This is a genomic window from Nocardia cyriacigeorgica (genome assembly GCF_029868385.1).
Lineage (GTDB): Bacteria > Actinomycetota > Actinomycetes > Mycobacteriales > Mycobacteriaceae > Nocardia > Nocardia cyriacigeorgica_F.
Genome location: NZ_JARWNX010000018.1, coordinates 80,255 through 91,094 on the forward strand (window position 1 = coordinate 80,255; position 10,840 = coordinate 91,094).

Sequence of the window (10,840 nt, forward strand, 5' to 3'; positions counted from 1 at the left end):
GCGATGTTCACCCTGAACTCCGATGAACGGGCGATCCGCGATACGGCGCGGGATTTCGCCGACGAGTTCCTGGCTCCGCACGCGCTCGAATGGGACGAGCACATGCACTTCCCGATCGAGGTGCTGCGCAAATCCGGTTCGGTCGGCCTCGGCGGCATCTACGTCGCCGAGGATGTGGGCGGGTCGGGGCTGCGCAGACTGGACGCGGTACGCATCTTCGAGCAGCTGGCCACCGGCTGCCCCGCGGTCGCGGCCTATATCTCCATCCACAATATGGCCGCGTGGATGATCGACGCCTACGGTGACGATGCGCAGCGGTTCCGCTGGCTGCCCGGTATGACATCGATGGAGATCCTCGGCAGTTATGCGCTCACCGAACCCGGCGTCGGCTCCGATGCGGCGGCGTTGGCCACCAAAGCGGTCCGCGACGGCGACGACTACATCCTCAACGGCGTCAAACAGTTCATCTCCGGTGCGGGCGCCAACGATGTGTACGTGATGATGGTGCGCACCGGCGATGACGGGGCGCGCGGTATCTCGGCGCTCATCGTTCCCTCCGACACTCCCGGTCTGACCGTCGGCCCGAACGAGAAGAAGATGGGCTGGAAGGCGCAGCCGACCCGGCAGGTGATCCTCACCGACGTCCGCGTGCCGGTCGCCAACCGGCTCGGCGCCGAGGGCGACGGCTTCCGTATCGCCATGAACGGACTCAACGGGGGCAGGCTCAACATTGCGGCCTGCTCGGTCGGCGGCGCGCAAGCGGCGCTGGACAAGACCGTGCCGTACCTGGCCCAGCGCCAGGCCTTCGGTGCGCCGCTGCTGAAGAATCAGGCATTGCAGTTCGATCTGGCGGATATGCGTACCCAGCTCGAGGCCGCGCGCACCCTGCTGTGGCGCGCCGCCGCCGCGCTCGACGCCGATGACACCGACAAGGTCGAACTCTGCGCAATGGCCAAGCGGTTCGCCACCGACGCGGGTTTCGAGGTCGCGAACAAGGCGCTGCAACTGCACGGTGGTTACGGTTACCTCGCCGAGTACGGTCTGGAGAAAATCGTCCGGGATCTGCGGGTGCATCAGATCCTCGAGGGCACCAACGAAATCATGCGGGTGGTCGTCGCCCGGTCGATGACCTCGACCGCCCGCGGGGCAGGAGCAGCGTGAGTACGAGCGGGGAACCCGAAGTCCTGATCGAGGTACGTGACGGCCTCGGCGTCATCACCTTGAACCGGCCGAAAGCCATCAACGCGCTCAACCACTCGATGGTGCGCACCATCACCGAGGCGCTGCGGGCCTGGGCCGATGATCCGCAGGTGCGGACCGTCGCGCTGATCGGTGCGGGGGAGCGGGGGTTGTGCGCAGGCGGCGATATCGTCGCCATCCACAATGATGCCAAGAGCGCACAACAGGATTCGGGTGCGACGGCCACCGGCGCGGAATCGGCATCGGGTCGATTCTGGCGCGACGAATACATCCTGAATGCGTTGATCGGCCGGTTCCCGAAACCGTATGTCGCGGTGATGGACGGGATCGTCATGGGTGGCGGTGTCGGTTTGTCCGGACATGCGGGGCATCGGATCGTCACCGAGCGGTCCACGATCGGGATGCCCGAGGTCGGTATCGGGTTCGTACCGGATGTGGGTGGCACCTTTCTGCTGGCCCGGACTCCCGGTGAACTCGGCACGCACGTCGCGCTCACCACCGCGCGGATGCGCGCCGGTGACGCCATCGCCGCCGGTTTCGCCGACTATTTCATTCCGTCCGAGCACATTCCGGCGCTACTCGAGACCCTGCGCGGTGAATCGGCCGATATCGCCATCGCCAAATTCGCCACGGCCGCACCGGAATCGGAGCTGCTGGCACAGCGCGACTGGATCGACGCCTGCTACAGCGCCGATACGGTCGAGGAGATCGTCGGCCGGTTGCGTAGGCACGGTCCGCAGGCCGAGGCGGCCGCCACCGAACTGCTGTCGAAATCGCCGGTCTCGCTGAAGGTCACGCTGCGCTCGCTGCGATCGGCGCGCCGCGCCGATTCGCTGGAGGCGGTGTTGAACGAGGAGTACCGCGTCTCGATCGCCACCCTCGGTTCGCACGATCTGGTCGAGGGCATCCGCGCACAGGTGATCGACAAGGACCGCAACCCACAGTGGTCACCCGCCACCCTGGACGCGGTGACCGATGAGCAGGTCGCGGCGTATTTCACCGACCTGGGGAGCCAGGAATTGGGTTTGACCGCACCCGATCAGGAGGGACAGCAGTGAACGAGCCCGCCCGCAAGACCATCGGTTTCCTCGGCCTCGGACACATGGGTGCGCCGATGGCCGCCAATCTGGTCGAAGCCGGATACGACGTGCACGCCTTCGACCCGATGCCCGCCGCGCAGGAGGTGGCGCGGGAAGCGGGTATCCGCCTGGTCGACACCGGCGTCGCCCCCGCCACCGATCGCGACATCGTGATCACCATGCTGACCAACGGCAAGCTGGTCCGCGACGTCTACGCCGAACTGCTGCCCGTCGCGCGGCCCGGCACGCTGTTCATCGACTGTTCGACCATCGATGTCGCCGACGCCAAGGCGGCCGCCGAGATGGCGATCGCCGCCGGTCATCGCGCGCTGGACGCCCCGGTATCCGGCGGTGTCGCGGGAGCCGCCGCGGGCACGCTGACATTCATGGTCGGCGGCGGAGAGGCCGATTTTGCCGAGGCATTACCGGTCCTCGACGTGATGGGCGGCAAGGTGGTGCACTGCGGTGCGAGCGGCGTCGGTCAGGTCGCGAAGATCTGCAACAACATGCTGCTCGGCATCTCGATGATCGGCCTGTCCGAGGCGCTGGTGCTCGGGGAGAAGCTGGGGTTGAGCCACCAGTCGTTCTTCGATGTGGTGTCCAAGGCCTCCGGTCAGAGCTGGGCGCTCACCAGCTACTGTCCCGTGCCGGGCCCGGTGCCGACCAGCCCGGCCAACAATGACTACGAGCCCGGATTCGCCACGGCGCTGATGAACAAGGACCTCGGCCTCGCCGCGAATGCCTTGCGCACCAACGGGGTCGACGGCCAGCTCGGGCTGCTGGCCGCGGAGATCTACGAGCGGTTCAACCAGTCGGCGGGGGCGAAGGACTTCTCGGCTATCGTCACCGACGTCCGCACAAGGTCCGAGCAAGAGGGTGTGTGAAATGGAAGCATCGCGCAGCGATTCCGTGAGGGGCGGCGGCCGGGAGACGGATGGACGTGATTTCGAGACGATTCTGCTGGAGCGCAAGGGCCGCGTCGCCCTGATCACGCTGAACCGGCCGAAGGCGCTCAACGCGCTCAACGCGCAGGTCCTCGATGACGTCATCGCCGCACTCGACGAACTCGAGCACGACGACGAGATCGGCGCCGTTGTCATCACCGGGTCGGATCGCGCTTTCGCCGCGGGCGCCGACATCAAGGAGATGCAGCCCAAGTCGTACATGGACATGTTCATGAACGATTTCTTCGCCCGCTGGGACCGCCTGGCCGCCTTCCGCAAACCCACCATCGCCGCGGTCGCCGGATACGCGCTCGGCGGCGGGTGTGAGCTGGCGATGATCTGCGACATCCTGATCGCGGCCGATAACGCCAAGTTCGGTCAGCCCGAGATCAAGCTCGGCGTCATCCCCGGTATCGGCGGTTCGCAGCGGCTGACCCGCGCGATCGGCAAGGCCAAGGCCATGGACCTGGTGCTGACCGGCCGCAATATGGATGTCGACGAGGCCGAACGGGCCGGGCTGGTCTCGCGGATCGTGCCCGCCGCCGATCTGCTCGACACCGCGCTCGAGGTGGCCGACACCATCGCGGCCATGTCGCTTCCCGTCGCCATGATCGCCAAGGAGGCGGTGAACCGGTCCTTCGAGACCACGCTGGCCGAGGGTCTGCGTTTCGAGCGGCGGGTCTTCCACTCGCTGTTCGCCATCGAGGATCAGAAGGAAGGCATGTCCGCGTTCGTGGAGAAGCGGCAGGCGAAATTCACCAACCGTTGAGTGTCGCGGTCCCGCTCAGTTGCCGGAGCTGGGCGGGATTCCGACCACCTCGACCGGAGTCGGTACGGTCCCGTCCTCGGTCGGCCGCGCGGTGTCGTCGTTCACGGTGAGCAGGCCCGCGATGGTGGCGCCGAGTCCGACCGTCACCGCGAGCGCGGCGACGAGTTTGCGGCGGCCCACCGAACCACCGGCCAGGCTCGCCGACAGGGTGCCCCGCGGCAGCCGCGGCATCCGTATCTCCGCGGCCGGACGGTCGGCGGCCAGCAGCACCGCACCGCGCGCCGAGACGTATTCGGGTTCGGGATCGTAGACGATCGGCAGGCCGACCAGGGCTTCCAGTTCGGCGCGGATACTCGGATTGCGGGTACAACCGCCGAGCAGCACCATCGCGTTCGGCCGCACCCCCGCTTCGGCGCCGAGCTGGCGGACGAACGAGGCGGAATGATGGATACCGGCCGCACACAGTTCGGCCAGGTCACTGCGGGTGACGACGGCACGTTCATCGGTACCGGGATCCATCGCGGTGACCACTCGCTCACTGCTGAGCGCTTCGCGATGGCGGCGGATGGTCGGTTTATCGGTCAGTACTCCGCCCTTGGCCAGCTGCCAGCGCAGCAGCGCGTCGTAGCCGTCGCCGCCGAGCACCGTGCTGCGCTTGCTCGCCAGTACCGAATCGGTGCGGCAGTCGATATGGGTGATGGTGAGCCCGGAACTGCCCAGGTCGTACAGGATCGCGGTGCCGGAATCGGGCAGGGCTCCGGTGAAACGCAGATAGCGCAGCTGGGCCAGCGGCTCGTCGACGACGGTGAGGTCGCGCCCGCCCGCCGCCGATCTGATGCTGTCGGTGTGCAGCGAACAACGGCTGGTCACCGCGATACGGGTGATCAGTTCGTCGCGGCGGGCGGCGGCGACCCGCATCCGGCGGATCGCCTCGAAAACTGCCTCTTCGATCCCCGCACCGGCCCGGCGTGGCACCTGGCATCGGTCGATGGGATCCAGATGGGGTTGGTCGGAGTGGGTGAGCATGGCGCGCGCACCGCAGGCACCCGCCGACACCCCGAGGACCAGCACCATGGACTCCATGGTGGACCACCGGCCCGGTCTTGCCAAGACGATCGGCCGCGAAATTCGCTACTTGGCTGCTGGAACGTTACTCGGTGGATGCCTCGGAGGAGTAAAGGACCGCGCGGTTTTCACCCTGTGGGCTACTTGGGCGTTTCGCGTGGTTTGTCGTTGTGACAGCTCAGGAATCGGTAGCGCTCCAGCGGGCCGGTTCCTCGCCGGTATCGAAGTCGCCCGCCGTATGCCGGAATTCCGCCAGCAGTTGCAGCAGGGTGCGCAACCGGTCCGGTGGTAGGCCGGGCCGGGCGAATACCTCACCGTTGAGTCGATCGGTGGCTTTGGTAACCACTTCCCTTCCCGCATCGGTGATTTCGATGAGGGTGGCGCGGCGGTCGCTGGGATGCGGTACGCGCACCACCAAGCCGGCGGCCTCCAGTCGGTCGACGGTATTGGTGACGCTCGTCGGATGCACCTGCAACCTGGCGCTGGCCTTGGCCATCGGCAGCGCACCGGTCTTGCTGAAACTCAGCAGCATGAGCAGCTCATAGCGGGAGAACGTCAATCCGGTGGGTTTCAACGCCTCGTCCACCCGTGACATCACGATCTGCTGCGCCCGCACCAGCGAGGTCACCGCCGCCATTCCGTCGGCCACCGCGCCCCAGCCGTGGCCGACCCACTGGCGGTGGGCCTCCTGAATCGGGTCGAGCGGTAGTGGACGTGACCTGGACATGGACCCGATCATTCCATGTGCCCATCCGTGGCCCGCCTCGCCGCGACCCACACCCTTGAAATCAGGGTGATCGCAAACCTGGGCGAACCGGACCGCACCGGGCACTATCGGTAGGCGAGGCGGGCGTGGCTGAGTGGTTCAGGCGACGGTCTGCAAAGCCGTTCACGCGGGTTCGATTCCCGCCGCTCGCTCCAAGTGTCGGGGTGCGTCGCCTCGATACCTCGTCCGGCGTACGTCACCGCCGGGCGAGGTATCGGGTGCGATTTCCCGCAGGCGGCAGAACATCAGTGCAGACCCGAGAAATCTCGCGGCACAACATGATTGCGATCGGCGAAGGTTCCGAGCGTGTAGTCCGGGAAGAGTCCGAGATATTCACCGCGGGTCAGCGTGCTCCAGCGGCGGGCATCCTCGGTGCGGGTCTTGTAGAAGTTCAGCATGTACCCGCCCTCGTAGATCCGGGCCAGGCTGTAGCCACCCGGATACTCCTTCACCGCCGCCACCTCCAGGAATTCCACCGCGCACGCCACGTCGGGACGGGTGCGTCGGTTGCGGTGGGTGTGGCCGCTGTGGTGCAGGAATACGCCGGGCGCGCGCTCGTACATGGCCTGCAACTCGGCGCTGTCGCGACGATTCAAGACGAAGCCCGGACCCGCGGTATTGGTCAGGCCCGATTCCACAGTGACCGGATGATGGCCGAACACCAGCGTCGGGCGTTCGGGTTCGTCGTGCAGCAGATCGCGGACCCGAGCCAGTTGCGGGCGTTCGAGTGTGCCACCGGAGCCGTCGAGTTCGCTGGTATCGAGCCCGATCAGCCGCAGCCCACCGAGGTCTCGCTCCAGTAGCTGTTGTCGAGGGCCGAATTCTTTTTCCCAGCAATCGAAATGGGTGTCCGTACCGGGCGCGACCGGGCAGTCGCGGTAGTCGTCTCCGGTATGTGGGCGATCGTGGTTGCCGCGCACCGCCAGATAGTTGCCGCCCCACCCGTCGAGATGCGCGCGCACATCACGGGTTTCGATCGGGGTGGCTTCGCTGGTGAGATCTCCGGCCAGCAGCAGCAATTCGGCGTCGCGATCCGGTCGGCCCAGGTCGTCGAGCAGTGCCGCCAGCATCATTTCCGGATAGGGCGCCAGACCGGGTTCCTGCCGGAAGCCGGGCGGGAAATTCCCGATGATCAGGCCGCTGACGTCCTCGCCGTAATGCACGTCATTGGCCAGCGCGATCGTGCGCAGCAACCGGCCGGGCGGTGGGACCAGCGTGGTGAATTCGCCGAGTAGTTCGGGACTGCCGGGCAGCCGGGTGCTCAGTGACAGCGCTGGTTGGGCGCGCACGCCCTGCGACCAGGCCTCGAAACGGTAGCGGCGGCCCGGTTCCAGACCGTCGACCTGCGCATGGTGAAACGGTGTCGGCGTCTGCGTTGCCCAGACCTGGACCGGTGCGCGTGGACTGTCGGCCGGAATCAGCCGGACCTCCCCGTGGGTGGCGACCGGAACCAGTCTGCCCGCGGCGTCCGGTGCGCGCGTGGTCCACGTCAGGATGGCCGACCGGTCGGTGACGGTGACAAGCTCCAGATCACTCGCCTGGATCTGATTCGCCTGGGCCAGAACCGAACCCGGCCGCACCGCGCCCATGACGGGCAACAGTGCGGCCAGGCCGATGGCGCCGAGAATCGTCCGGCGCGAGGGTCCGCAGCAGCTCATCTGCGGCAGCGGATCAGTTGCTGTCGGAATCGTCCGAGCAGATCTTCCAGGTGCCGTCTTCCTTGGCCAGCGTTTCGTCCGACTCGTTGTCGGTGTCGCTGTCGTCGTCCATACCGGGGATCGTGATCTTGAACGTGCCCGTGACGTGCGCCTTGGCCTTGTCGCCGGTGATCACGACATTGTCGACCTTGTCGATATCGATCGAGAAGGACGCCTTGTCCATCATGTCCTTCTCGCTCTGCGGCGCCTTGTCGATCTCGGCCCGGTCGGCCGAGCACGACAGCTCGGCGGCGGCCAGGATGCCATCGCTTTCCAAGGTGTCGTAGAACTCGCGGATCGCGTTCTCGATCTGCTTCTCATCCGAGGCCAGCGGCGTTTTGCCCTGCATGGTCAGCACCACGCCGGTGGTGATACCACCGATCACCACGAGCGCGAGCACCACGAGACCGATGATCAGCCCGGTCTTCTTCTTCGGCGGCTGCTGCGGTGGGTAGCCGCCCTGCTGCGGATAGCCACCCTGCGGCGGGTACTGGCCGGGCTGCTGTCCGTACTGCGGCTGCTGACCATAGGGCGGCTGCTGCTGACCGTAGGGCTGCTGTGGCTGCTGACCGTACGGCGGCTGCTGGCCGTATGGGGGCTGCTGCCCATGCGGCGGCTGTCCTGCTGGTGGGTAAGTCATGTGGGTTCGTCCTCCGTATCCCCCGGGTGTGTCTGGAACATTACGACACCTGGTGCTCGCTGTCCGCGTCCGCCTCGATGACTGTAGGCGGGCCGAGGCCTGACGCCGCCAACGCTGGGAAGCGTGCGCTCGCGGCCCGATGTCAGGGTATGCGGGCGCCTGCGCCGGTGCCGGGCGTGAGCCAGGAGAGCTGGAGGTAGTCATGGTCGGACGCGGTATTCATCTGTGCGGCAGTGTTCCGCTGGAAGGCCCCGAAGCCGTCTTTCGTCAGGTGTCGGCGCGCCTCGGCACACGGGTTGCCCGAATACCGGACGGCGAAACCGGCATTCGTGACAACTGGGTGGTATGGCAGTTGCCGAGGATGCAGGCGCATCCCGAGCTGGAGACGGTGCCGCCGCCGAGCCCGGAATACGGACCGAGCGAACGCGTGCGACCCCGCGCCGGTGTCGACCCGCTGTCGATCGATTTCGGTCCGCTCGGCTACGCGGAGGCCGCGATAGCGTCCTGGAAGGTCTTCGAACGGTTGCGCGCCGAGGGCCTGATCGATGCCGGTACCCGGTTCCAGGTGAGCCTGCCTTCGCCGATCGCGGTGGTCGGCGCCTTCATCGCCGGCCCGCAAGCCGAACTCGAACGGCGTTATGAGGCCGCGCTGCTCGGTGAGCTGGACGCGATTCTGGCCGAGGTCCCGGCGCGCGATCTGGCGGTGCAGTGGGACGCAGCCGTCGAGTTCGCCTTGTTCGAGGGTGTGTTCCCGTCCTGGTTCGGTTCCGGGTACGCGCAGGTGCTGTCGGGCGTCACCGAGCGGCTGGTCCGGCTCGGCGATGCCGTTCCCGACGGCATCGAACTCGGCTATCACCTGTGCTACGGCGATTTCGGGCACCGGCACTTCGTCGAACCCGCCGATACCTCGACGCTGGTCGCGGTCGCGAATGCCCTCGCGGCGGATGTGACGCGTCCGGTCGAGTGGATTCATCTTCCGGTGCCGCGTGACCGCACCGACGCCGCGTATTTCGCACCGCTGGCCGATCTCGGTCTCGCGCCGTACACCACGCTCTATCTCGGGCTCGTACACGCGTCCGACGGATTCGCCGGTGGCCGGCGCCGGATCGAGGCCGCAGAGGCGTTCGTCGACCATTTCGGGATCGCCACCGAATGCGGTTTCGGCAGGCGGCCGGTCGAGCAGATCGCGCCGCTACTGGATCTGCATGCTCGACTGGCGGATTCATTGCGCTGATATGACAAAACCCCCGACCGGTGCTGCTGGTCGGGGGTCTTGTCGATGTGCCCTCGGCAGGAATCGAACCTGCGGCCTTCTGCTCCGGAGGCACATTAGTCCTGGTTACGGGGGTATTCCGGGGGTTGCCGACGTCGCGCCACTTGTTGTCTCTGTATGCGTACGTATGGCTGAGACTGCCGCTGTTGTGTCACCGCTGTGTCACTGACACCTACCGGCTGAGCTGGGGCAACGCTGGCCCTGGTGGGTGGTGGACTGCGCATGTCGGGGGCTGGCTTCACCGCCTGCCCTTAGGGCCTGCCTTTCGCGCGTAGAGGCTCCGGGGTCAAGGGTGACGGATGTCATCACGTAGTGACGCCGTAGGCGCCCTTGAGGCTGGAGGGGCGCGGGAACACAATGTAGGCCACCACTGACCAGGGCCACGCGGCCGGAGGTCGCGCAGTAGTTCGTTCGGCAAGTCGAGCAGAGGGGAAGGGGGCCGGAGCCCCCATCCGGTCAGTCGGAGGTGCGGGCCTCCCAGTAGGCGGCGTGGCAGGTGGTGCAGACGTGGTCGTGTTCGTCGCCGGGCGCGTAGATGGGGAGGGTGCCGGTGGCGGGGTTGGTGCAGTTGGGGGTGGTGCAGGCGGTGGGGTGGATGGTGGCGTTCATGGTGAGGGTTCCTCTCTGTCCGGGTCGGTGGAATCTGGGCACCGCCCGGACCAGGCCGGACCCGCCCTCGCAATGGCTCGGCGGCCGGGGGTCGCGCGGCACCCTGACCCGTTGAAGGTCACCGCAGCCTGACGCTGGGACTGTGCCGCGTGACCCCCGGCCGTCGACACCGCTTGGCCGTTGCGAGGGTGGGTCCGGTCTGGTACGCCATCGGCAGATTCCTCCGGCCCGGACAGAGAGGAACACGGTGAACGCCACCAGCCGCCGTCTGCACCACCCCCGGCTGCACCAACCCCGCCTGGTGACCAACGTGCTATGTGCCCGGCGACGGACACGGCCACGTTTGCACCGGAACGCAACCCGGGGCGAGTCCCCACGGCACCTCACCGCGGATTCTTCGACAAGCCCGGCCGAAGACCGGACCACAGCCAGGCCCCACGAACGAGGCCGGCCGATTCGCCGCCGTGCTGCGGGAGAGCAAGCCCGGTAGGGCAGACGACGTGCCCAGCACTGCCCGGTCGAATGAGAAGTGCGGCAGAGCTGGCAGTCTCCGTGCTACCCCGTCGCCAAAGTGGATCCGTGATTGCCCAACAGGAGCCAACCGCGCCTGCGGCGGAGCGCCGCCGACGTGCCGACGCGCCCAGGCGGCGCCCTTCCCAGCCTGGTTGCGCGTCGCTGGGCGGCGGGGGGGGGCCCGCGGTTGCCGGGGCCCCCACCGCCGTTCGTTCGTGCTGTCCATCCCCCTTGCCGCCGACGGCGTGTCGGGCCGCCCGGTCGGCACGAGCCACACCGCGGCAC

10 protein-coding genes and 1 tRNA gene are annotated in these 10,840 nt (G+C 67.2%); 6 read left to right on the forward strand and 5 right to left on the reverse strand.

Annotated elements, in window-relative coordinates:
* The first annotated feature begins 3 nt into the window (after positions 1 to 3).
* The 4 genes from QH168_RS01530 to QH168_RS01545 are packed head-to-tail and all read left to right on the forward strand — an operon-like array spanning position 4 to position 3,992.
* Positions 4 to 1,161: an acyl-CoA dehydrogenase family protein gene (locus QH168_RS01530; RefSeq protein ID WP_280232544.1), complete on the forward strand. Its 1,158-nt coding sequence runs from the start codon at positions 4 to 6 to the stop codon at positions 1,159 to 1,161.
* Entirely contained in the window at positions 1,158 to 2,258 is a 1,101-nt protein-coding gene (locus QH168_RS01535) for an enoyl-CoA hydratase/isomerase family protein (protein WP_280232545.1), read from the forward strand. Before QH168_RS01530 ends, QH168_RS01535 begins: the two co-directional genes overlap by 4 nt.
* Positions 2,255 to 3,163, forward strand: a complete 909-nt coding sequence (mmsB, locus tag QH168_RS01540; protein ID WP_280232546.1) for a 3-hydroxyisobutyrate dehydrogenase — start codon at positions 2,255 to 2,257, stop codon at positions 3,161 to 3,163. The genes QH168_RS01535 and mmsB overlap by 4 nt, the downstream gene beginning before the upstream one ends.
* 1 nt (position 3,164) lies before the next feature.
* Positions 3,165 to 3,992: an enoyl-CoA hydratase gene (locus QH168_RS01545; RefSeq protein WP_280232547.1), complete on the forward strand. Its 828-nt coding sequence runs from the start codon at positions 3,165 to 3,167 to the stop codon at positions 3,990 to 3,992.
* A 15-nt stretch (positions 3,993 to 4,007) separates the two neighbouring features.
* Here QH168_RS01545 and QH168_RS01550 read toward each other — a convergent pair whose 3' ends face one another.
* Together QH168_RS01550 and QH168_RS01555 are read right to left on the reverse strand one after the other, a co-directional pair.
* Positions 4,008 to 5,066, reverse strand: coding sequence for a hypothetical protein (locus QH168_RS01550; protein WP_280232548.1), 1,059 nt, complete (start codon positions 5,064 to 5,066; stop codon positions 4,008 to 4,010).
* A gap of 169 nt (positions 5,067 to 5,235) precedes the next feature.
* Complete coding sequence (locus QH168_RS01555) at positions 5,236 to 5,784, reverse strand: MarR family winged helix-turn-helix transcriptional regulator (protein WP_280232549.1); 549 nt, start codon at positions 5,782 to 5,784, stop codon at positions 5,236 to 5,238.
* 119 nt (positions 5,785 to 5,903) lie between these two features.
* Between QH168_RS01555 and QH168_RS01560 the strand changes: the two genes are divergently transcribed.
* A tRNA-Cys gene (locus tag QH168_RS01560) sits at positions 5,904 to 5,978 on the forward strand.
* 90 nt (positions 5,979 to 6,068) lie between these two features.
* Here the strand turns inward: QH168_RS01560 and QH168_RS01565 are convergent.
* Together QH168_RS01565 and QH168_RS01570 are read right to left on the reverse strand one after the other, a co-directional pair.
* A complete protein-coding gene (locus tag QH168_RS01565; RefSeq protein ID WP_280232550.1) occupies positions 6,069 to 7,481 on the reverse strand; it encodes a metallophosphoesterase in 1,413 nt (470 codons plus the stop codon).
* A 13-nt stretch (positions 7,482 to 7,494) separates the two neighbouring features.
* Entirely contained in the window at positions 7,495 to 8,160 is a 666-nt protein-coding gene (locus QH168_RS01570) for an Rv0361 family membrane protein (RefSeq protein ID WP_280232551.1), read from the reverse strand.
* A gap of 202 nt (positions 8,161 to 8,362) precedes the next feature.
* Here QH168_RS01570 and QH168_RS01575 point away from each other — a divergent pair, with 202 nt between their 5' ends.
* Positions 8,363 to 9,394 (forward strand): hypothetical protein, encoded by a 1,032-nt coding sequence (locus QH168_RS01575; protein ID WP_280232552.1) that lies wholly within the window; start codon positions 8,363 to 8,365, stop codon positions 9,392 to 9,394.
* Between the two features lie 495 nt (positions 9,395 to 9,889).
* On the opposite strand, the gene QH168_RS01580 is transcribed toward QH168_RS01575, so the two are convergent.
* On the reverse strand, positions 9,890 to 10,042 hold the full coding sequence (locus QH168_RS01580) for a hypothetical protein (RefSeq protein WP_280232553.1): 153 nt from the start codon (positions 10,040 to 10,042) through the stop codon (positions 9,890 to 9,892).
* Between the last annotated feature and the right edge of the window lie 798 nt (positions 10,043 to 10,840).